Origin of the sequence: Methylacidiphilum kamchatkense Kam1 (genome assembly GCF_007475525.1) — a bacterium.
Taxonomy (GTDB): Bacteria; Verrucomicrobiota; Verrucomicrobiia; order Methylacidiphilales; family Methylacidiphilaceae; genus Methylacidiphilum; species Methylacidiphilum kamchatkense.
Map to the genome: position 1 here is coordinate 781,034 of NZ_CP037899.1, position 19,629 is coordinate 800,662.

A 19,629-nucleotide genomic window follows, 5' to 3' on the forward strand; every position below is an offset into this window, starting at 1 on the left:
GTTTTAGAAGCATGCTTATGGAAGGAGTTAATATGGCTGATTTTAAAGTAAAAGACATGGAGCTTGCCGATTTTGGCCGAAAGGAAATTGAAGTGGCAGAGGATGAAATGCCTGGCCTGATGGCTCTTAGAAAAGAATATAAGGGGTTATATCCATTAAAAGGAACTCGGATTGCTGGCTGTCTTCACATGACCGTTGAGACGGCCGTTTTGATAGAAACTTTGGTTGAGCTTGGGGCATCGGTCAGATGGAGTTCCTGCAACATTTTTTCTACTCAGGATCATGCTGCTGCGGCGATTGCTGCTAGGGGCATTCCAGTTTTTGCTTGGAAAGGTGAAACATTGGAGGAATATGAGTGGTGCATTGAACAAACGTTAAGATGGCCCGATGGTCAAGCTTTAAACATGATCTTAGACGATGGTGGCGATCTGACTGAACTTGTGCACCAGAAGTATCCAGAACTACTAGATGGGATTGTAGGTATTTCTGAAGAAACAACAACAGGAGTTCATAGATTGTACCAAAGAGAGGCCAAAGGGACCTTGGGGCCTCCAAGTATGAACGTTAATGATTCCTGCACAAAAAGCAAATTCGATAATCTCTATGGTTGCCGGGAATCCTTTCTTGATGGTGTAAAAAGGGCTACCGATGTGATGATTGCAGGGAAAATTGTCGTTGTTTGTGGGTATGGGGATGTTGGGAAAGGCTGTGTCCAATCAGCCAAAGGGATGGGAGCGCGGGTTATCGTTACAGAAATTGATCCTATTAATGCCTTGCAAGCTTCAATGGATGGTTATGAAGTAACTCTTTTGGAGGATGTGGTAGAAAAAGCTGATCTGTTTGTAACAGCGACTGGGTGTATTAATGTCATCCGAAGAGAACATATGGATAGAATGAAGTCTGGAGCCATCGTATGTAATATTGGACATTTCGATTCAGAAATAGAAGTAAGATCACTATATGAGGATAAGAATTTGCAACGGATCCAAATAAAGCCACAGGTAGATATGTTCATTTGGCCCAATGGAAAAAAATTGTATGTATTGGCTGAAGGACGGCTTGTAAACTTAGGGTGTGCTAGCGGACATCCAAGTTTTGTCATGAGTGCCAGTTTTACCAATCAAGTTTTAGCTCAAATTGAATTATGGACCAAACGCCACAGTGGGGAATATAAAAGGGGTAAAGTCTATACCCTACCCAAGATCCTCGATGAAAAAGTGGCAAGGTTACACCTAGATAAGCTGGGTGTAAAACTAACCCGCTTGACAAAAGAGCAAGCAGATTACTTGGGTGTTCCAATTGAAGGACCTTATAAACCTAATCATTATCGCTATTAAAATTTCTTCTAGACAGGTTTGAAGGGAAGAGGAGGGAATTCAGAACAAAAAGCCTAGATTGAGGTTTTTTGTTCTATGGGACTTATTTTTTTTCCTCTTTAACGGAACAACTCTTTTCAAGGAATTCGATAATATGGGAGATCATATCCTCAGGGATTTGAGCCCCAAGTTGTTTCATTTTTTCCACTTCATGCCTCCAAGTTTTTATAGAAAATTTCGGTTGGAGGCTAATGATGGTTGTACTATGGCACATGGAACAATAACTCTGCACTATTTCTTGTCTTTCCCCCGTTGGTAAAGGCTCGGTTGTAAGAGGATAAGCACCTACCGCATAGACAGAGCTAGAATCTTGCGGATACGGGATAAAAGGAAAGATTACTCCAGATGAATCAAGAGTATATAATCCAGCCTCGCCAATTTCACTTACATCAATAGAGGCTTGAGAGAAAGATGTGGAAATAATAAGAAGGCTTAAAAAAATGGGTATTTTGGAGAAAAAAAATAGCCTTGAACGATAATGGCGCTTCATTTTATGCATATTTTCCAACCCAAACTTTTTGAATTTCAATCGTATTCCAACAATAGCCTCCAGGATTCCATATGGGTGTAGTCGGTTGAGTATTTCCCTTCACATCCCAGGCCCTGGAAGCAAGTAAGTATTCTCCTGGCTTGCTTGGGGTCCAGTTTAAATGCCAAAGCCGGAATGAATATTTTCCTAAATCCCTCTCTAGTGTTGCTTCTTGCCAGTGAGAACCGCCATCTGCAGAAAATTCTACTTTGACGATTCCTCCATACCCACTGAAGGCTATCCCTTTGACTTGCACTTCCATTTTTTCGACTAATTTCACATCCCCAGTTGGCTGAATAATAAAAGATCTGACAGGCATCTGGATATCCCCAATGGGAATAGTCTCAATAGGAGTGTTTTTTTGATATTCCTCAAATGCAATGGAGTTCCTATTGGTTTTTGGGATTCGATAGGCGGTTTTCATCCAGAAGTTTGTGTCTGGAGTATCCAACGCTCGAATCCAGGTCAGATGTTTAATCCAGTATGTGGCGAACTTTCCTGGGACAACCAGCCTTAATGGAAAACCGTTTAATAAGGGAAGCGGCTCTCCATTCATGGCATAAGCAAGAATCGTTTCTTCTAAAATAGGATCATTTCTATCAAGCGATTTGATAAACGCATGAGCGGGAGTTCCTTCTGGAGATCGGCCATAATCGAACCCTTGGAATTGAATTTGAACGGTATTGGGTTTTATTTTTGCTTTTTGCAAGACATCCATGAGCCGAACTCCGGTCCATTTTGCATTCCCCATAGCACCATTGCCCCATTGAGCCCCAGGGACTCTAGGAAAGAACCTGCTTCTAGAATTTCCTGAACATTGGTTGACAGCTACAACCGATACGGGATCAAATTGAGTCAGTAGGTCTGCAAAAGAAAAAGAAATAGGATTAGCGAAATTTCCTTCAAGGTACAGCCGCCATTTAGAAAGATCAATGGAGTTCGGAATGCCATCGAGATGATATCTTACATAAAATGCTGCATTTGGTGTAAAAGGAAACTGGAAAAATTCCCGTGGGGTTTCAAGTACGATCGGTCTATCGTTTAATCGAATAAGCGGAAGCTTTTGTGGCTCATAGGCAAAGGGATTTTGGCTTGTCCAATATGGACTGGGATTGGATGTAGATAGATGGATCTTTCTTGTTTCTTCTCCAGCAAAGGATTTTTGGAAAGCTAAACTGGAGAGGGTAGAAAATCCAAAAATTTTCAGCCAGTCTCTTCTAGTAATAACAGGAAAATTCAAAAAGTATTTTAAAAACTCTTTATGCATTATGTAATATCCTGTAATATTCTGTTTATATAAATAAACAGAATAAAAAGCAAAAGTTTTTCTTAATAAATTGATATCAGTCCAGCCTTAAAATTCCCATGGCTTTTCAAAAGCTTCTTCTGAAATCATAAATTGAGGAGGTGGATCAGGAAGAAGTTCATCTCTTGGCCTTTTGAGATGTTTTCCAATAGTAAGGTCTTCAGGAAAAGAGTCAGCAATCTGAATTTTTGTTCCAATGCTTACAAGATTAAAAAACTCAATGGCCGATTTTCCGTGAAGACGGATGCAGCCATGTGTCCGTGGCGTAGTCCATACAAAGCCTTCATGAAAACCATACCCAGGAGCAAATTCTACCCAGTAAGGCATAGGATAGCCGACATATTCCCAAGGACCTCCAGGAGGTGCTTGGGATGGGTTTTCAGTGGCTCTTATATCATTGCCTTTTACCCAGAATCCATAACTATGAGAGCGTTTTTTTATTGATTTTGCAATAATGTGGAATACTCCTTTAGGGGTCGGGTGCCCACTTTTCCCTACGGTACAGGGGGCTACAAAAATAACCTTACCTCTATCGAGCACATAAACAGCTTGGTTCTGTAGGGAAACTTTAACGATTCTTTCCTTACTAACTGTTGAATTTTCCTCATTCGAGCCGGAGATATCGTTTAAAGCTAAGGCTGAAGAAGAGAGATAAAAGAAAAAAAAATAGAGCCAATAAATGTAAGAAAGGGTGTTAATAAAGGTTTTTTCTTTTCCCACAGGATGGGAATATACTAGGAGTTTTGAGGATCGGAAAGAAAAAAAACGATTGTATAAGATTGGGTTTTAAAAATTTATGTAAGAGAAGGATATCATGGATTCAAACTGCCTTAGTAGGACATGGGCACATACCAACTGCCTTGCATGTAGCAAGGAACCATCTTGTTATTGTCTTGGTAGGAGCAGAAATCGCCAAGTTACTGATACTTCAGCAGGAAATGCAGTCTGTGGACATCAAAACTTACTAGCCTTCAGGCTCCTCACTGTGGTTTAAAGAATAGAGCAGAAAACAACCTGAAAGGATCTCACGAGCCATGTGTCCACAAGTTGCCAAACGGTTCCCTCATGCAAGATTCATTCAATGTATCTACTGTATCGAAAAGGGATAAAACTATGTAGCTCGTGGTGCTCCAAAGTTCTTAGCTTTTCTTGTTGATGAAAAGGGAAATCCATTGCCTTACATCCTTTTTTATATTCCTTTTTCTTTTCTTCTGTTTTTTTATACTGCTTGCTCATGTAAAAATGAAAAAGCAAATAATGTGCCAAAAGCCTTTTAAATGGACTTAAAACAATGGTTTTAGAATCCACACTTTTGTTTCTCCAGTTGTTTTTTCCCAATGAATTGACCAAAAATCAGGCAAACGAAGTAGGTTTTTGGAATAAAACTCCCAGACGAACAGTCCTTCAGAGTCTATATTCTGATGCACCAGAGAGAGTAAGGCGGAGCTATCGACAGGCTTCGATGCTTTGACATAAGGCGGAGAGGCAAAAATAAGTTCAAATTTCTCTTTGTTCTTTTGTAGAAATTTAAAGACATCCATCAGAATTAATTTCCCTTCTAAATGGGCTTTTTTAAGATTGTTACTTATGCAATCAATGCATTCTTTGGATAGATCAACGAAGGTGCAGGAAGAAGCTCCCCTGCTCAAAGCCTCTATTCCAAGAGAGCCGGAACCTGCAAATAGATCAAGGGCGCTTCTGCCTTCTATCCAGTCTCCAAGGGAAGAAAAGATGGCAGCTCTCATTCTCGATAGAGCCGGGCGAACAACGGTTTTCTTTGGCACTTGAAGTAGGGTTCCTTTGGCAATTCCACCTATGATTCTTAGAGACATAGCAAGAAGGCAATGAAGGCTAGGAGGTTATTTGGTGAAAATTAGAGTAGGAGAAAGAAGAGATGAGCCGGAAGGAGAAAGCCTAGGCAAGGGGTTTGGTTGTATGAAGGCAGCTTTGGGGTTAGCCAAAGTGCCAGAAATTTTGACTGGAATAGCAGTCAAAGCATTGGAAGGAACATTTAGTTTGCTTAGAAGAGCATCTGGAAGCTTTCCATTAAAAAACGTTTTATTGAGTAATATCTTTAGATCCATATCTATAGAACTATCGAAACGGAGAAGGCCGTTTCCAATCATTGAAAAAGAATTTGATAAAATAGACATATCTGATAATAAAATTTTTCCTTCTTTGATCTTAAAAGAACCATACCATTTCTCAAACTCGGGAGTTTTCAAATTGGTATTTTTAAGCAATCCAGATAGTTCTTGAAACAAAGCTAAATTTTGTATCTTTCCTTGTTCAATTTGAAAAGTGCCATTTCCTTCGATGGCATTAAGCTCCACCTTATTGATAGATCCATCAGCTTTACAACTTAACAACCCAGAGATCGAATAAGAACCATGGGGATCAAACAAACTGAAAAGCTCTTCAACTTTTGACCCAGAGGAAATAATTTTCCACTGGAGCTTCTTTTCTTTATCCTGATTGTTAGTGATGTTCGATAGACTTAAATGTAATTTGCCACCTGCGAGCAAGGCATCAAGATCTAAATGTTGAAAAACTTTATGGAAAAAAATGTAATTAAAATGAACATCATGAAGCAATGGAACCGAATTAACAAATGCCAGAGCAGCTTTTCCAGAGCAGGAGGCTTTCTGTTTTTTTAGATCTAGGCTTTCTTGTTCTTCAATTCCTTGAAGAATGAACAACGGAGTTTGATTGCCAGAAAAAATTTTTATCATTCCATTACGGATTAGAATATTTCTAATTGGTAGAGAAGCTGCCAGTTTTCCTGAAAAAAGGGAAGGAAGCTCTTCCCCATTGCTTCCTTCCTCTATCAAAGGTAGAAGAAGATGGCGTCCTCGATTGAGTTCAAAAGATGTTTTAGGGTCCATTAAAAAGACATCATAGAATATACCATGGCTAAAAGGGGAGAATCCGTTTTTTAATTTGATGGCAGTGGATTCGAAAAGAAGAGGACAATTTTTAGAGAGAGAATTTTCAACCTTCAATTTTTCCAGACTTACGGTAAAGGGAAAGGAAAAATGAACTTTTTCGATAGTTGTGGGAATACCAAAAGCATCGGTTAAAAACGATTCGATAAAATGGACCATAGCCGGTTTTTTTTCCATTTTTTGCAAAATCAAGAAGAAGCATAGAAATAACAATAGCAATGTGGCGAGAAGTAAGATAAAAAATTCGACGAGCTTCAGAATAACGCGCACAAAGAAATAGTGTATATGTATTTGAGGTAAAGGCTAGTGCAGAATAAGATTTGTATAATTTTCAATCCGGCGGCTCGAGGAGAAAAAGCTAAAAATCTCCTTACTAAGCTTCACAGCGTCGTAGGGAAAGTTCCAATTAAAATTAGCCAATATCCAGGAGATGCAGAAGCGAAAACGGAATGGGCTATCGAGCAAGGATATGACCTGATTGTTGCTGCGGGTGGGGATGGAACAATCAATGAAGTAGTTAATGGTTTTAACGGCAGAGAGGTGACACTAGGGATCATTCCTTTAGGAACGATCAATGTTTTTGCAATGGAACTTGGCTTGCCTAGATCGATAGAAAAAGCTTGGACAATGATATTACAAGGAAATGTAAAAATAATAGATTTACCCAAAGCCAATGACCATCCTTTCGTACAGCTTGCAGGGGTAGGATTGGATGCTAAGGTGCTGCAAGTCACCCATAAAGATATAAGAAAGACTTTTGGTCCTCTAAGCTATGTTTTTACCGTCACAAAACTGTTGAAGGAACCACAACCCTTGATAGAAGTAAGATTAAAAGAAGGTAAACGGTTTTTCGGCTCTTTTCTTTTGGTGGGCAATGGGAAGTATTATGGGGGACCATTCTCAGTTTTTCCCAAGGCTCGATTGGATGACGGGATTCTTGATGGATGCCTATTTTCGCGTGTGAGTTCAACGATATTGTTAAAATGCCTTTTCAAAAGTTTTTTTAACAAAATGCCTACGGACTGCGAGGTCATTCACTTTCAGTCAAAGCAATTCCAGGTGAGCTCTCCAGAAGAAATTCCAGTAGAGCTCGATGGAGATTTTTATGGGTATACACCAGTGAGCTTCAGCTGCGAGCCACACAAGTTAAAAGTGATTGTTCCTCCATCTGAAAAGGCAACATGTTGAAGGTTTTTTGAAATAAAAGACTTGATTTTTTTTCTTTTTTTTCCATTTTTATAAGTTCCCGGTTGTGTTGGCGGGATATTCTCTTCGGAGTTGGGCTTGAGGGACAATGAGCAGCAAGCCTTAAGAGAGGCTCCATTGGAATAATAAAAATATTGAGAGAAAAGAAGAACTAGCTTTATTTAAAAAAGCAGGATTTGGTAAGTGTATGCCTACGATTAATCAACTTGTACGAAAAGGTAGAGAAGCTTTAAAAAGAAAAACCAAAGCGCCGGCTTTGGACAGTTGTCCACAGAAAAGGGGTGTCTGTGTTCAGGTGATGACAAGAACTCCCAAAAAGCCAAATTCCGCTTTAAGAAAAGTTGCAAAAGTAAGATTAACCAATGGTAAGGAAATTATTGCCTACATTCCAGGAGAAGGACATAATTTGCAAGAACATTCTATTGTTCTTGTTCGGGGTGGAAGAGTAAAGGATTTGCCAGGTGTACGCTATCATATTATTCGAGGTACATTGGATGCTTCTGGAGCTGTTGGTCCAAGTAATACAAACAAAATGAATAGGAATGTATCACGAAGTAAGTATGGAGTTAAAAGGCCTAAGGCTGGTGCAAAACCTGCAGCTAAAACCAAATAACCAGAGCATTCAATCCAGAAGGAAAATAATCGAATTTACATGGGTTATTGAAAATATATATTATGTTTTGAAAAGGGTTTAGAAGGGACTATTGGAGGATCATTAGTCTTTATCGGTGCTCCTTTGTCATAGATGCATCGTTTTTAAATGTTTTTATTGTGGAGTGGATTTTTTTACTAAAAAGGCAAGTCGATGATTAGGTTTGGAATGTATTATGAGAAGAAGAAGAGCTGAGAGAAGGGAACTAGAGCCGGATCCGAAATATGGTTCTGAACTTATTACAAAGCTGGTCAATACGGTGATGAGAAAAGGAAAAAAAAGTGTGGCCAGAAGAATAGTTTACAATGCCATTGAAGCATTGAATCAAGACAACAAGGAAGGAGATCCGGTTGAGATTGTTAGAAAAGCGGTGGACAATGTCAAACCAAAGCTGGAAGTGAAATCCAGAAGAGTGGGAGGGGCAACCTATCAAGTGCCAGTTGAAGTCAACCCGCATCGCCAAGTCTCTCTGGCATTGCGTTGGATTGTGCGCTATGCCAATGCTAGAAAGGGAGTTCCTATGTCCAAAGCATTATTTTTGGAGCTCATGGATGCGGCCAACGGCCAGGGAAGTTCAATTAAGAAAAGGGATGAAGTCCATAAAATGGCACAGGCAAATAGAGCTTTTGCGCATCTTCGTTTTTAAAAGAATGGATGATTTGATATATGGTTGAATATTGCATTTGGAAGCAATAGTTTAAAAATAAAGGATTTATTATGAGTAGCGAGCTACTACAAACTGTAAAAAGTGCAGCAGTAAATTCCCCTCATCGAACTTTCCCTTTAGAAAGAACGAGGAATATTGGGATTGCAGCTCATATCGATGCGGGAAAGACGACACTTACTGAAAGGATTCTTTTTTATACTGGGATGATCCATAAGATGGGAGAAGTTCACGAAGGGACAACTGTCACGGACTGGATGGAGCAGGAAAGAGAACGGGGGATTACTATTACGGCTGCGGCTATTTCTTGTTTCTGGCCTGAGAAAAAGGAGCCAGGCTTAGTGAAGTTGTTCGAGGGTGAAAAATTTAGAATTAACATCATTGATACGCCGGGGCATGTCGATTTTACTGCAGAAGTGGAGAGATCTTTGCGAGTGCTAGATGGGGTGATTGTAGTATTCTGTGGAGTGGCGGGAGTACAGCCGCAATCCGAAACGGTCTGGAGACAAGCTAATCGGTACAAAGTACCTCGAATTGCTTTTGTCAATAAAATGGATCGGATCGGGGCCGATTTTGATAAAGTCGTCGAAGAGATTCGGACAAAGCTTGATGGTTATGCTTGGCCAGTGCTACTTCCCTTGGGAAAAGAAGATCAACTTCGAGGGCAGATAGATGTCATTTGTCAAAAGGCTATAGTATATACGGATAATGACAGACTTGGTTCCACCTATGTGATAACGGATATCCCCGAAGAGTATCAAGCTGTTGCACGTGAGGCTAAGGCTAAACTTATAGCTGCTTTGGCGGATCGGGACGAAGCAATGGCTGAGCTCTTTCTAGAAGAAAAAGAACCTACTCCCCTTGAGATAAAGCAGGCTATTCGCAGACTAGTTGTTAAAAATGAATTTGTACCTGTCGTAGGAGGTTCTGCTTTTCGTAATAAAGGCGTGCAATCTTTGATCAATGCCGTTATCGATTATCTGCCAAGTCCTTTAGATATTGATCCCCCCAAAGGACAGCATCCTTATACCCATGCTCCAGTTGAAGTCGTTGTAAGTGATGCCTCTAAATTTTGTGCTCTTGTCTTTAAAATATGGTCTGATCCTTATGTAGGTAAGCTGGTGTTTTTTAGGGTTTATTCTGGGATTTTGCGAAAAGGAGACAGCGTTTATAATGTCCGGACTGGAAAAAAAGAAAGAATCAGTAGAATAGTTCAAATACAAGCTAACGAAAGAAAAGATATTGAAGTGGTCTATTCCGGGGATATTGCAGCTCTTGTTGGAATTAAAGATGTGGCTACTGGAGACACGCTTGTTGCAGAAGGCTTTGAAGTGTCTTTGGAGCCTCCTGTCTTTCCTGAGCCTGTCATATCAATGGCTGTAGAGCCTAAATCTCAGTCAGATAGAGAAAAGCTTTCTCTTTCTTTGCAACGGTTAATGGAAGAAGACCCTACTTTTCGAGTTCATACGGATCCTGAAACTGGCCAGACTATTATATCGGGAATGGGGGAGCTTCATCTCGATATTATTACCGATAGACTAAGGAGGGAGTTTGGAGTCAGTGTTAATGCGGGAGCTCCTCAGATTGCTTATAGAGAAACGATTAGAAAACATGCCGTAGGAGAAGGAAAATTGATTAAGCAAAGTGGTGGCCGTGGGCAGTATGGACATGTGATACTGGAGATGGCACCTTTGGAACGGGGCAAAGGAGTGGAATGGGAAAGCAAAATTGTTGGAGGGACCATCCCCAAAGAGTATATTCCGGCTTGTTTTAAAGGAATTCAAGAAGCATTAAATGCAGGTATTCTCTACGGAAGTCCCGTAACAGATCTTAAAATAACAATTATTGATGGAAGTTATCATGAAGTGGATTCGAGTGAACTGGCTTTTAAAATGGCTGCTATATTTGCCGTTAAAGATGCTCTTAAAAAAGCCGATTGCTATTTACTTGAGCCAATCATGAAAGTGGAAGTGTCCACACCTTCTGAATTCCAAGGGGATATTCTTGGGGATTTAACTCGAAGAAGAGGCAAGATTCTCAATGTTGAAACCAAAGGCAATACTTCTATTATTAATGCAGAGGTGCCGCTGGCGGAAATGTTCGGATATGTTAATGATATCCGTTCGATGTCTAAGGGGCGGGCAGCCTATTCGATGGAGCCTTCTCATTTCGAAGAAGTCCCCGTTCATATTTATAATGCACTATTGGATCAAAAGAAAAAATAGGAATAGGGGGGATGTGACATATGGCTAATAAAATTAGGATTCGTTTAAAATCTTTCGATTATCGTCTGCTGGATAGGGCAGCTTCTGAAATTGCAGAAACTGCGCGAAGAACAGGTTCTGCAGTATCAGGTCCCATTCCGTTACCTACCAAAATAGAACGGTGGGCTGTGAATCGGTCACCACATGTTGATAAGAAGAGCATGGATCTATTTGAAATAAGAACCCATAAGAGGCTGATTGACATCAAAGAACCAACCTCTAAGACGGTAGATGAATTAAAAAAATTAAATTTACCTGCAGGTGTTGATATTAGCATTAGAATTTAGTGTGGGAAAAGATAGAGTTATTAGAGTTTTACATTGAGGGAAGAATTTACCAGAGTTTTCAAATTATAGAGGAAAGAGAGAGAAAAAAACTAAACGGTTTAATATGAGCATCAATGGATTTGGGGTAATGGCAAGGAAAGTGGGAATGACCCAACTGTTTGATTCTAAAGGTAGATTATGTCCTCTGACGGTTCTGGTTGTAGAACCAAACGTGGTGGTACGATTTAATAAAGAGGATAATAATACTGTCCGCTTGCAAGTGGGTTTTGAAGAAGTAGCAGAGAGAAAGGTAAGCAAGCCTCTTTTGGGACATTATAAGAAAAACGGGATCAGCCCTCGGAGGTTCCTAAAAGAATTTGTATTTGAGTCAGAAAAACTGTGGCAGCCTGGCCAAACACTCTCTGTAAGTGATTTCGAAGAAGGTGAAAAAGTAGACGTTATTGGAATTACTAAAGGGAAGGGATTTCAAGGAGTAATAAGAAAACATGGATTTGCAGGTCAACCTGCCTCTCATGGGTCCAAAACCCATAGGAGAAATGGGGCTATTGGGGAGAGATCCTTCCCAGGAAGAGTATTTAGAAACCAAGGGATGCCAGGCCATATGGGAAGAAAACGGGTAACCATACAAAATTTGGATCTTTTTAAAATTCTTCCTGAAGACAATGCGCTTCTGGTGACTGGGAGCATCCCTGGGGCTAGGGGGATGTAGTCATTGTTCGCAAAGCTATAAAAGGGCAAGCATCGAACAACAAGTAAGTAGATAACCAAAGGTTTCGCCATGGAATTGCTAAGTAGAGAAAAAGCAGAACAGTATGGATTGGTTGTCCCTCAGGTTAAAGAAAGGGATCAGGTGTTGCATGATGCCCTTTGTGGCTATCTTGCGAATATCCGGAGTGGCACTCGAGCTACAAAAACAAAGGCAACCGTTAAGGCTTCTGGTAAAAAACCATGGAGGCAAAAGGGAACAGGTAGAGCTAGGGCTGGATATGTTTCTTCACCAATATGGGTAGGAGGGGGAGTGGTTTTTGGGCCACAGCCAAGAGATTTTTCTAAAAAAATTCCCAAAAAGGTTAAACAATTAGCCTTAGTCAAAGCTTTGGCTGCGAAAATAAATAATGAATCTGTTCTATGCATAGATAATGCGAACCTAGCTGAGATTAAAACAAAACATATATTTTCATTACTTGATGGATGGGATGGTAAGGAGAGTTGTTTGTTGATTTTAAAATCTCCCAATAGGAATGTCTTACTTTCTGGAAGAAATATTCCTCATTTAGATATAGTTACGGCTTGGGATGTGAATGCCTTGGACTTGATGAGCTTTAGGAAAATTTTTATTGAAAAAGAAGCCATTAATATCCTTGTTGAAAGAGTTAAAAAGCATCATCAAACTGGCAATACCAATAGCCAATAACCATAATGGAGGCAATTTATGAATGATCCGTTTTCTATCCTCCGACAAGCTAGAGTGACAGAAAAAGCTACAATGCTTCGTGAACAAAACAAATATATTTTTGATGTCGATCCAAGGGCAACGAAAATTGATGTTAAGAGATCGGTGGAAAAGGCTTTTGGGAAAAAAGTTCTTAAAGTTAATTTATATAATGTCCAGTCAAAGACAAAATGGAATAGAATAGGCAGGCCAGGCAAGACTCCAAGGATTAAAAGGGCAATTGTTCAGTTATATCCTGGTGAAAAAATAGACATTACAGTTTGAAAGGAAAGAGTATGGGAATAAAAAGTTTTCGACCTTTGACACCAACTTTGCGTTTTACAGCGTTGGATGATTTTTCAGACATTACCAATTGGGAGCCCGAATGGTCTCTAACCGAACCATACAAAAAGACGGGTGGAAGAAACAACTATGGAAGGGTTACGGCTCGTCATAGAGGGGGGGGCATAAGCAACGTTATAGGATTATTGATTTTAAAAGGAACAAGTTTGGAATACCAGCCGTAGTAGAGAGTATAGAATATGATCCAATACGAACGGCTCGAATTGCTTTGCTGAAGTATGAAGATCAAGAAAAAAGGTATATTATTGCTCCACAGGAACTGAAAGTGGGTAGTCGAGTGATTAGTGGTCCAGAGGCTCCACCAGAAGTTGGGAATGCTTTGCCTCTAAAGAACATTCCTTCAGGTCTTCCGATATACAATATAGAGTTGGTACCTGGAAAAGGAGGACAGCTCGTTCGCTCTGCTGGAAGCAGTGCTCGAATGATGGGTTTAGATAAAGAATATGCCATTGTGAAGTTGCCTTCTGGCGAAGTAAGAAAAATTTTGTCTGAATGCTATGCAACGATTGGACAAGTCAGCAACCCGGATCATTTTAACAAATCTCTTGGAAAAGCCGGTAGAACAAGATGGCTTGGTTGGAGACCTCGAGTCAGAGGGGTTGCCATGAATCCAGTAGATCATCCTAATGGAGGGGGACAAGGAAAAAGTAAAGGAGGAGGAGGATGGCAACAGCTGGAATCTCCATGGGGGAAACCGGCCAAAGGCAAAAAGACAAGGAAAAAAAGGAAAAATTCTTCGAGGTTTATTGTAGAAAGACGGCCTAAGAAAAAGAAGAAAAAGTAAAGGGAGGGAGCTAATATGGGTAGAAGTCTTAAAAAGGGTCCTTTTGTAGATGCGCATTTACTAGAAAAAATAGAAAAGTTAAAAGGAGCAAAAAAGCCTATTAAAACATGGTCAAGACGATCGATGATTATACCCGATTTTGTGGGGCATACCTTTTTGGTGCATAATGGAAAAACCTTTCAATCTGTCTATGTGACAGAGAATATGGTTGGTCATAAGTTGGGTGAGTTTGCTCCGACCCGCACCTTCAGAAAGCATGGTGCACATACAGAAAAGGCTTCAGTGAAATAGGAGATTCATATGGAAGTTCGGGCGGTATATAAAATGGCTAGGATTTCAGCGTTTAAATCTAGAGATGTTGCACGTTCCATAAAAGGGATGGATGCTAAAGAGGCTTTTAATCTGCTGGCATTCTATCCTAAGAAAGCGGCTCGGATTATACGAAAAACGCTTGGTTCGGCAATTGCCAATGCGGAAAATAATCACAATTTGAGGGTCCAAGATCTTTATGTCAAAGGGGTCTTTGTGGATGAAGGACCAACCTTTCGAAGGTATCAACCAAAGGCTCGGGGAGTGCTGGGATTATAAGGAAGCGAACGAGTCATATTCAGGTGATTTTGGAAGAAAAAGAAAAATAAGAAGAAAATAAGGTATTTTTATGGGCCAAAAAGTAAATCCAATTCTATTTAGGCTGCCAGTCAATAGACAATGGCGATCGATTTGGTACGCTGATAAAAAAACTTTTCCTAGATTTATTTGGGAAGACTATCAGATTAGGAAATTTATTAAAAAACGGTTAGAATCTGCTGCTGTATCGAAGATCGTTATAGAAAGAGCTGGAAACCGTGTACGGATCAATATTCATACAGCTCGGCCAGGATTGGTAATTGGGAGAAGAGCGGCTGAACTCGATAAGATCAAAGAGGAAATTGCTGATATTGTTGAAAAAGGAAGAGAAGTCTTAATTGATGTTAAAGAAGTCAAACATCCAGAACTTGAAGCCCAGCTGGTAGCTGAAAATATTGCCCTTCAGATTGAAAGAAGGGTGGCTTATCGAAGGGCAATTAAAAGGGCGATACAACTGACTATGGATGCTGGGGCCATGGGGATTAAAGTAAGATGTGCAGGAAGGTTAGGTGGCGCTGAGATTGCTAGGGCTGAGCGTTATCATGAAGGCAAAGTTCCACTTCATTCTCTCAGAGCAGATATTGATTATGGGTTTGCAGAAGCTCTGACGGTGGCTGGCAAAATTGGGGTTAAAGTATGGATTTGTAGAAAGGAAGATATAGCGACGGTAGTCGTTTAATAGCTTAGCAGGAGACTGATATATGCCTCTATTGCCTCGAAGAGTAAAATATAGGAAAAGTCAGCGTGGCAGCCGAAAAGGGAATGCGACGCGAGGAACTGAATTGGCTTTTGGATCCTATGGAATGCAGGCTCTGGAGAGAGCCTGGATCACCAACACCCAAATAGAAGCAGCTCGTGTTGCTATCATGCGCAATGTAAAAAGGAAAGGTAGGTTATGGATTAGAATTTTTCCTGATAAATCTGTAACGGCGCGCCCCCCTGAAACTCGTATGGGTAAAGGGAAAGGCCAACCTGCATTTTGGGTAGCTGTTGTCCTGCCGGGTAGAGTACTTTTTGAATTGGATGGACTACCTGAATCAGTGGCTAAGGAGGCTATGAGGCTTGCTGCAGCAAAGCTTCCTATTCACACCCGTTTTATAACAAGGGAGAGGTTGATTAAAGTATGAAAAGCAAAAATCTGCTCACTGAATTAAGATCGCTAGGAAAGCAGGAGCTTTTAGTTAAAGAACAGGAATGCCGGGAAGAACTTTTTCGGTTGCGAATGCAAAAATCAACGGCTCAGCTGGAAAAGCCATCACGCATCAAGGAATTGAAAAAGATGATAGCACGAATTAAGACGATATCCAAGCAAAAGTTCGCAGAAGAAGGCAAGTAAAAGGGGGATTAAGATGGAAGACAACATGGAACTCAAAGCTGTTGCCAATGAGAAAGCTGTAGCTAAAAGAAAACCGAAGGAGAAGATAGGCACGGTGGTGTCGACGAAAATGGCGAAAACTGCTGTAGTCCTTGTCTCTAGGCATAAGTCCCACCCTTTATATAAAAAGGTTGTTTTGGTGAGAAAAAAGTTTTATGCACATGACGAAGAGGGTATTGCCAAAGAAGGAGATAAAGTTCGGATTCAAGAGTGTCGCCCACTGAGTCGCTTGAAGAGATGGAAAGTTGTAGAGGTTTTAAAATCGTAGTAAATGGGAAGGGGGTGTAGAAATGCTTCAGGTACGTAGTTGGTTAGAGGTCGCCGATAATACAGGAGCAAAAAAAGCGACCATGATTGGAGTTATTGGTAGAAAAACATTGATTGCCAGAGTAGGGGATATTATTACTGCTTCGGTGAAAGATGCCATTCCTAATGGATCGGTAAAAAAGGGAGAGGTTGTGAGAGCGGTGGTGGTGCGGACTAAAAGCCCGATTAGGAGAAGCGATGGCTCGTATCTTAAATTTGATAATAATGCTATCGTCATCATCGATAAAGAATCTAATCCTAAAGGAACTCGAATATTTGGTCCTGTAGCTCGAGAATTGCGCGAAAAGAATTTTATAAAAATTCTTTCCCTTGCGCCGGAGGTAGTATGAAGAAAAGGGGACAAAAAAAGTGCATTGTTCCATTAAAAAAATTTCCTGTAAAACGAGGCGATGAGGTCATCGTTATATCGGGCAGTGAACGTGGCAAAAAGGGGAAAGTATTGCAGGTTCTCAGGGAAAAAAGTAAAGTCATAGTGGAAGGAATTAGGATGATGAAAAAAGCATTACGACCTACCCAAGACAATCCACAAGGAGGTATTATTGAAAAAGAAACGCCCATTTCAATTTCAAACGTTATGCTTTTTTCAAGATGGGAAGAGAGACAGAAAAAAAAGAAGAGCGCTTCAACAACCGAAGCATGAAAGATAACCCTTGCAATAGGGTATGATGGCATGTTGGCTAATATAAAGGAAGTACCGAAAGAAAATGAAAAGTAATATGCCCACCTTTTGGAAAGCGTATAAGGAAATAGTGGTTCCTCATCTGCTTTCTTTAAATAACTATAAGAACATCCATGAGGTGCCAAAAATAGTAAAAATCACCATAAATTGTTGTGTGGGTTCCTCTGGGGATATAAAAGTGGCCTTAGAGGAAGCAGTCAAGGAGCTTGCATTAATAACAGGACAGAAGCCAGTAAAGACGAGAGCGAAAAAAAGTATTTCCAATTTTAAGTTAAGGAAAGGTCAAGAGATTGGCTGTATGGTTACATTGAGGGGAGCCAGAATGTATGAGTTTTTGGAAAGATTTGTCTGGGCGGCTTTACCCAGAGTCAGGGATTTTAGAGGTCTTCCTACTCGTTCCTTTGATTCTCAAGGTAATTATACAATAGGTATAAAAGATCATACAATTTTTCCTGAAGTAGATATTGAAAACATTAAGAGGAATCTAGGATTTGATCTGACGATTGTCACCACTGCGAAGACAAAGAAAGAGGCAATCGATCTTCTTTCGGCGATGGGTTTTCCGTTCATTGGAGAAAAGAATAAACCACTTGTTTTATCTGCTTTATCTGCTTAAAGAAGACTAATAGTAATAAGGGGAGGCAATATGGCTACCAAAGCGTGGATAGCAAAGCAAAAGAGAAAACCAAAATTTAGTACAAGAAAGTATAACCGATGCAAAATCTCCGGGAGGCGGAGAGCTTATATGAGGAAATTTGGGCTTAGCAGGATTCAATTTAGAGAATTAGCGTCATGGGGAGAAATTCCTGGGGTAATTAAAGCTAGTTGGTAAACAGGGAAAGGAAATATGACAACGGATCCTATTGCTGATTTCTGTTCTGCATTGCAAAATGCTGCATATGCGAAGAAAAAAGAATTAACTGTTCCTTATTCTCGGATTAAAGAGCAGATCGCTAAAGTCATGCTGGATGAGGGTTATTTAGAAAAATCTGAAAAAATAGCAATTGGTAAAAATATATTTGTGTTGAAGATAACTATCAAAGATCCGGCTCTTATAACCAAAATCAAAAGAATAAGTAAGCCTGGATTACGGCAATATGTTGGATTTAAAGAAATTCCCAATATATTAAGGGGCTTAGGAATTTGCATCCTTTCTACATCGAAAGGAATAATGGCGGGTCATAAAGCAAAGAAAATGCGAATGGGGGGAGAACTTTTGTTATCGATTTATTAAGGGGGGTTGAAAAATGTCAAGAATTGGAAAGATGCCTATCAAATTGCCGGCGGGGTTACAAGTGACCATCGATAAGAATGTTGTAACTTTTGAAGGGAAAAAGGGGAAGCTTTCTCATCCATTACCCGACTTTTTGAAAGTTCATAAGCGTGATAATACTTTAGTGGTGGAAAATACATCAGAAAGTCGCGAGGCGAAGGCGATGCATGGATTGCATAGGTCCCTACTATATAATGCCCTTGTAGGGGTTCAGGAGGGTTTTCAAAAAAAATTGGAAATAAACGGTATTGGCTTTAAAGCTGCGGTTGAAGGAAGAAAGTTAGTGATGCAATTAGGCTTTTCTCATCCAGTTGTTTATGAAATACCTGAAGGTGTAACGGTAAAAGTTCAAGATAATACAAAGTTGACGGTAGAAGGGATTGATAAATGTTTAGTAGGGGCGGTGGCAGCGGATATTCGAGGGTTTTATCCTCCGGAGCCCTACAAGGGAAAAGGAATAAGATATGCTGGTGAACAAATCCGAAGAAAAGCTGGGAAGACAGCTCAAAAATAGTACTAGAAATTGGCTATGAAAAAAAATAGGTTGGAAGCAAGAAAGATTCGTCATCAGAGAATAAGAAAAAAAGTTTTTGGTACATTGCAAAGACCACGGCTGAGTGTTCATTTTTCTAATAAGCATATCTATGTCCAACTAATAAATGATGAAGAAGGGAAAACGCTTGTTAGTGCATCGACTAGAGAAAAAGCATTTTCCGAACTAAAACCAAATATCAATGGGGCAGTAAAATTGGGGGAAGCCATTGCTGTACGAGCGCAAGAAAAGAAAATAAGTAAAGTGGTTTTTGATCGTGGGGGATTCTTATATCATGGGAAAGTCAAAGCCTTAGCAGATTCTGCAAGAGAAAAAGGATTGGAGTTTTAAAAGAATGAATTCAAAAGAAAATACCATCTCACCTGCAATTTTAGAGGAAAAGTCTTCCTATATTCCTAAAGAAGAGGAAGGGGCTTTAGAGCCTAAAGGATCTAAAAAAAGGATTCGGCGTCATTTTGAAAAGAAGGATCTTAAACAGGATGAGTCTTTCCATGAAGAGTTGATGGATAGAGTCATCTATGTGAACCGGTGTGCAAAGGTAGTAAAGGGGGGTAGACGGTATAGTTTTGGGGCTTTAGTAGTTGTTGGAGATAGGGCTGGACAGATTGGACTAGGCTTTGGAAAGGCAAATGAAGTAACTGATGCTGTCAAGAAGGCCACAGAAAATGCACGGAAAAATATGAAACAAATAATGAGAAACGGTGATACCATCCCACATGAGGTGATAGGGGAATTTAGTGGAGGCAAAGTGTTGTTAAAGCCTGCTTCTCCAGGCACTGGGATTATTGCTGGGGTTACGGTTCGTTCTATATTGGAAGCAGCAGGTATCAAGGATGTTTTAACGAAATCGTTAGGTTCTAAGAATCCCTACAATGTGGCTAAAGCTACTTGTAAAGCATTAGCTCAATTGAAATCTCGAGACGAAGTTTTTCAGAGAAGGGGAAAAGAAATAAATCTTTCCTCTAAAAAATAACAATGTAAGCTGAC

At 40.1% G+C, this 19,629-nt stretch carries 27 protein-coding genes and 2 pseudogenes; 24 read left to right on the forward strand and 5 right to left on the reverse strand.

Annotated features, from left to right (window positions below):
* Positions 1–32: 32 nt before the first annotated feature.
* A complete protein-coding gene (gene ahcY / locus kam1_RS03665) occupies positions 33–1,337 on the forward strand; it encodes an adenosylhomocysteinase (protein ID WP_039721884.1) in 1,305 nt (434 codons plus the stop codon).
* Positions 1,338–1,419: 82 nt separating this feature from the next.
* Here ahcY and kam1_RS03670 read toward each other — a convergent pair whose 3' ends face one another.
* From kam1_RS03670 to kam1_RS03690, 5 genes are all read right to left on the reverse strand, one after another.
* Positions 1,420–1,875 (reverse strand): hypothetical protein, encoded by a 456-nt coding sequence (locus tag kam1_RS03670; protein ID WP_039721849.1) that lies wholly within the window; start codon positions 1,873–1,875, stop codon positions 1,420–1,422.
* Complete coding sequence (locus tag kam1_RS03675; RefSeq protein WP_052250519.1) at positions 1,868–3,172, reverse strand: molybdopterin-dependent oxidoreductase; 1,305 nt, start codon at positions 3,170–3,172, stop codon at positions 1,868–1,870. Before kam1_RS03675 ends, kam1_RS03670 begins: the two co-directional genes overlap by 8 nt.
* 87 nt (positions 3,173–3,259) lie before the next feature.
* Positions 3,260–3,931, reverse strand: a complete 672-nt coding sequence (locus kam1_RS03680; protein WP_143958262.1) for a L,D-transpeptidase — start codon at positions 3,929–3,931, stop codon at positions 3,260–3,262.
* Positions 3,932–4,494: 563 nt separating this feature from the next.
* Positions 4,495–5,043: an RsmD family RNA methyltransferase gene (locus tag kam1_RS03685; protein WP_039721845.1), complete on the reverse strand. Its 549-nt coding sequence runs from the start codon at positions 5,041–5,043 to the stop codon at positions 4,495–4,497.
* 27 nt (positions 5,044–5,070) lie between these two features.
* The gene (locus tag kam1_RS03690) at positions 5,071–6,333 is read right to left on the reverse strand and encodes an AsmA-like C-terminal region-containing protein (protein ID WP_039721844.1); all 1,263 of its coding nucleotides are present in this window, start codon (positions 6,331–6,333) and stop codon (positions 5,071–5,073) included.
* Between the two features lie 129 nt (positions 6,334–6,462).
* On the opposite strand from kam1_RS03690, the gene kam1_RS03695 reads away from it, so the two are divergent.
* The 23 genes and pseudogenes from kam1_RS03695 (at position 6,463) to rpsE (ending at position 19,615) form a co-directional block, all read left to right on the forward strand.
* Positions 6,463–7,344 (forward strand): diacylglycerol/lipid kinase family protein, encoded by an 882-nt coding sequence (locus tag kam1_RS03695; RefSeq protein WP_039721843.1) that lies wholly within the window; start codon positions 6,463–6,465, stop codon positions 7,342–7,344.
* Between the two features lie 205 nt (positions 7,345–7,549).
* Positions 7,550–7,975, forward strand: a complete 426-nt coding sequence (gene rpsL, locus kam1_RS03700) for a 30S ribosomal protein S12 (RefSeq protein ID WP_039721842.1) — start codon at positions 7,550–7,552, stop codon at positions 7,973–7,975.
* 211 nt (positions 7,976–8,186) lie between these two features.
* Positions 8,187–8,660 (forward strand): 30S ribosomal protein S7, encoded by a 474-nt coding sequence (gene rpsG / locus kam1_RS03705; RefSeq protein ID WP_172616772.1) that lies wholly within the window; start codon positions 8,187–8,189, stop codon positions 8,658–8,660.
* Between the two features lie 71 nt (positions 8,661–8,731).
* Positions 8,732–10,903, forward strand: coding sequence for an elongation factor G (gene fusA, locus kam1_RS03710; RefSeq protein WP_039721841.1), 2,172 nt, complete (start codon positions 8,732–8,734; stop codon positions 10,901–10,903).
* 20 nt (positions 10,904–10,923) lie between these two features.
* Positions 10,924–11,229 carry a 30S ribosomal protein S10 gene (gene rpsJ, locus kam1_RS03715; RefSeq protein WP_039721840.1) on the forward strand — a complete coding sequence of 102 codons (306 nt, stop codon included), beginning with the start codon at positions 10,924–10,926 and terminating at the stop codon, positions 11,227–11,229.
* A gap of 103 nt (positions 11,230–11,332) precedes the next feature.
* Complete coding sequence (gene rplC / locus kam1_RS03720; protein ID WP_244946156.1) at positions 11,333–11,938, forward strand: 50S ribosomal protein L3; 606 nt, start codon at positions 11,333–11,335, stop codon at positions 11,936–11,938.
* 69 nt (positions 11,939–12,007) lie between these two features.
* Entirely contained in the window at positions 12,008–12,643 is a 636-nt protein-coding gene (gene rplD / locus kam1_RS03725) for a 50S ribosomal protein L4 (protein ID WP_039721838.1), read from the forward strand.
* A gap of 18 nt (positions 12,644–12,661) precedes the next feature.
* Positions 12,662–12,946, forward strand: a complete 285-nt coding sequence (gene rplW, locus kam1_RS03730) for a 50S ribosomal protein L23 (RefSeq protein WP_039721837.1) — start codon at positions 12,662–12,664, stop codon at positions 12,944–12,946.
* A gap of 11 nt (positions 12,947–12,957) precedes the next feature.
* A pseudogene (gene rplB, locus kam1_RS03735) lies at positions 12,958–13,808 on the forward strand (50S ribosomal protein L2).
* 15 nt (positions 13,809–13,823) lie between these two features.
* On the forward strand, positions 13,824–14,099 hold the full coding sequence (rpsS, locus tag kam1_RS03740) for a 30S ribosomal protein S19 (RefSeq protein ID WP_009061276.1): 276 nt from the start codon (positions 13,824–13,826) through the stop codon (positions 14,097–14,099).
* A gap of 9 nt (positions 14,100–14,108) precedes the next feature.
* Positions 14,109–14,446: pseudogene (gene rplV, locus kam1_RS03745) on the forward strand (50S ribosomal protein L22).
* A 20-nt stretch (positions 14,447–14,466) separates the two neighbouring features.
* Positions 14,467–15,114, forward strand: a complete 648-nt coding sequence (rpsC, locus tag kam1_RS03750) for a 30S ribosomal protein S3 (protein ID WP_039721835.1) — start codon at positions 14,467–14,469, stop codon at positions 15,112–15,114.
* 22 nt (positions 15,115–15,136) lie between these two features.
* Positions 15,137–15,562 (forward strand): 50S ribosomal protein L16, encoded by a 426-nt coding sequence (gene rplP, locus kam1_RS03755; protein WP_009061269.1) that lies wholly within the window; start codon positions 15,137–15,139, stop codon positions 15,560–15,562.
* Positions 15,559–15,771: a 50S ribosomal protein L29 gene (rpmC, locus tag kam1_RS03760; protein ID WP_039721834.1), complete on the forward strand. Its 213-nt coding sequence runs from the start codon at positions 15,559–15,561 to the stop codon at positions 15,769–15,771. Before rplP ends, rpmC begins: the two co-directional genes overlap by 4 nt.
* Positions 15,772–15,784: 13 nt before the next feature.
* The gene (gene rpsQ / locus kam1_RS03765) at positions 15,785–16,078 is read left to right on the forward strand and encodes a 30S ribosomal protein S17 (protein WP_079254275.1); all 294 of its coding nucleotides are present in this window, start codon (positions 15,785–15,787) and stop codon (positions 16,076–16,078) included.
* Positions 16,079–16,100: 22 nt separating this feature from the next.
* On the forward strand, positions 16,101–16,466 hold the full coding sequence (rplN, locus tag kam1_RS03770) for a 50S ribosomal protein L14 (protein WP_039721833.1): 366 nt from the start codon (positions 16,101–16,103) through the stop codon (positions 16,464–16,466).
* Positions 16,463–16,777: a 50S ribosomal protein L24 gene (gene rplX, locus kam1_RS03775; protein WP_052250517.1), complete on the forward strand. Its 315-nt coding sequence runs from the start codon at positions 16,463–16,465 to the stop codon at positions 16,775–16,777. The genes rplN and rplX overlap by 4 nt, the downstream gene beginning before the upstream one ends.
* A gap of 64 nt (positions 16,778–16,841) precedes the next feature.
* A complete protein-coding gene (rplE, locus tag kam1_RS03780; RefSeq protein WP_079254274.1) occupies positions 16,842–17,432 on the forward strand; it encodes a 50S ribosomal protein L5 in 591 nt (196 codons plus the stop codon).
* Between the two features lie 30 nt (positions 17,433–17,462).
* Positions 17,463–17,648, forward strand: a complete 186-nt coding sequence (locus tag kam1_RS03785) for a type Z 30S ribosomal protein S14 (RefSeq protein WP_039721832.1) — start codon at positions 17,463–17,465, stop codon at positions 17,646–17,648.
* A gap of 15 nt (positions 17,649–17,663) precedes the next feature.
* Positions 17,664–18,050 (forward strand): 30S ribosomal protein S8, encoded by a 387-nt coding sequence (gene rpsH, locus kam1_RS03790; RefSeq protein ID WP_039721831.1) that lies wholly within the window; start codon positions 17,664–17,666, stop codon positions 18,048–18,050.
* A gap of 13 nt (positions 18,051–18,063) precedes the next feature.
* On the forward strand, positions 18,064–18,603 hold the full coding sequence (gene rplF, locus kam1_RS03795; RefSeq protein WP_039721830.1) for a 50S ribosomal protein L6: 540 nt from the start codon (positions 18,064–18,066) through the stop codon (positions 18,601–18,603).
* A gap of 9 nt (positions 18,604–18,612) precedes the next feature.
* Complete coding sequence (gene rplR / locus kam1_RS03800; RefSeq protein WP_370657539.1) at positions 18,613–18,972, forward strand: 50S ribosomal protein L18; 360 nt, start codon at positions 18,613–18,615, stop codon at positions 18,970–18,972.
* A 4-nt stretch (positions 18,973–18,976) separates the two neighbouring features.
* On the forward strand, positions 18,977–19,615 hold the full coding sequence (rpsE, locus tag kam1_RS03805) for a 30S ribosomal protein S5 (RefSeq protein ID WP_052250516.1): 639 nt from the start codon (positions 18,977–18,979) through the stop codon (positions 19,613–19,615).
* Positions 19,616–19,629: the final 14 nt, after the last annotated feature.

Bases quoted from the DNA above. Each gene is read 5' to 3' on its own strand.
- rpsS (WP_009061276.1), top strand. From the start codon at position 13,824: ATGGGTAGAAGTCTTAAAAAGGGTCCTTTTGTAGATGCGCATTTACTA.
- rplF (WP_039721830.1), top strand. From the start codon at position 18,064: ATGTCAAGAATTGGAAAGATGCCTATCAAATTGCCGGCGGGGTTACAA.
- rplC (WP_244946156.1), top strand. From the start codon at position 11,333: ATGAGCATCAATGGATTTGGGGTAATGGCAAGGAAAGTGGGAATGACC.
- fusA (WP_039721841.1), top strand. From the start codon at position 8,732: ATGAGTAGCGAGCTACTACAAACTGTAAAAAGTGCAGCAGTAAATTCC.
- rplN (WP_039721833.1), top strand. From the start codon at position 16,101: ATGCTTCAGGTACGTAGTTGGTTAGAGGTCGCCGATAATACAGGAGCA.
- rplD (WP_039721838.1), top strand. From the start codon at position 12,008: ATGGAATTGCTAAGTAGAGAAAAAGCAGAACAGTATGGATTGGTTGTC.
- rpsJ (WP_039721840.1), top strand. From the start codon at position 10,924: ATGGCTAATAAAATTAGGATTCGTTTAAAATCTTTCGATTATCGTCTG.
- kam1_RS03690 (WP_039721844.1), bottom strand. From the start codon at position 6,333: ATGGAAAAAAAACCGGCTATGGTCCATTTTATCGAATCGTTTTTAACC.
- rpsE (WP_052250516.1), top strand. From the start codon at position 18,977: ATGAATTCAAAAGAAAATACCATCTCACCTGCAATTTTAGAGGAAAAG.
- rplX (WP_052250517.1), top strand. From the start codon at position 16,463: ATGAAGAAAAGGGGACAAAAAAAGTGCATTGTTCCATTAAAAAAATTT.
- kam1_RS03670 (WP_039721849.1), bottom strand. From the start codon at position 1,875: ATGCATAAAATGAAGCGCCATTATCGTTCAAGGCTATTTTTTTTCTCC.
- kam1_RS03785 (WP_039721832.1), top strand. From the start codon at position 17,463: ATGGCTACCAAAGCGTGGATAGCAAAGCAAAAGAGAAAACCAAAATTT.
- rpsL (WP_039721842.1), top strand. From the start codon at position 7,550: ATGCCTACGATTAATCAACTTGTACGAAAAGGTAGAGAAGCTTTAAAA.
- rplE (WP_079254274.1), top strand. From the start codon at position 16,842: ATGAAAAGTAATATGCCCACCTTTTGGAAAGCGTATAAGGAAATAGTG.
- ahcY (WP_039721884.1), top strand. From the start codon at position 33: ATGGCTGATTTTAAAGTAAAAGACATGGAGCTTGCCGATTTTGGCCGA.
- kam1_RS03675 (WP_052250519.1), bottom strand. From the start codon at position 3,172: ATGCATAAAGAGTTTTTAAAATACTTTTTGAATTTTCCTGTTATTACT.
- kam1_RS03685 (WP_039721845.1), bottom strand. From the start codon at position 5,043: ATGTCTCTAAGAATCATAGGTGGAATTGCCAAAGGAACCCTACTTCAA.
- rpmC (WP_039721834.1), top strand. From the start codon at position 15,559: ATGAAAAGCAAAAATCTGCTCACTGAATTAAGATCGCTAGGAAAGCAG.
- rplP (WP_009061269.1), top strand. From the start codon at position 15,137: ATGCCTCTATTGCCTCGAAGAGTAAAATATAGGAAAAGTCAGCGTGGC.
- rpsC (WP_039721835.1), top strand. From the start codon at position 14,467: ATGGGCCAAAAAGTAAATCCAATTCTATTTAGGCTGCCAGTCAATAGA.
- rplW (WP_039721837.1), top strand. From the start codon at position 12,662: ATGAATGATCCGTTTTCTATCCTCCGACAAGCTAGAGTGACAGAAAAA.
- rpsH (WP_039721831.1), top strand. From the start codon at position 17,664: ATGACAACGGATCCTATTGCTGATTTCTGTTCTGCATTGCAAAATGCT.
- rpsQ (WP_079254275.1), top strand. From the start codon at position 15,785: ATGGAAGACAACATGGAACTCAAAGCTGTTGCCAATGAGAAAGCTGTA.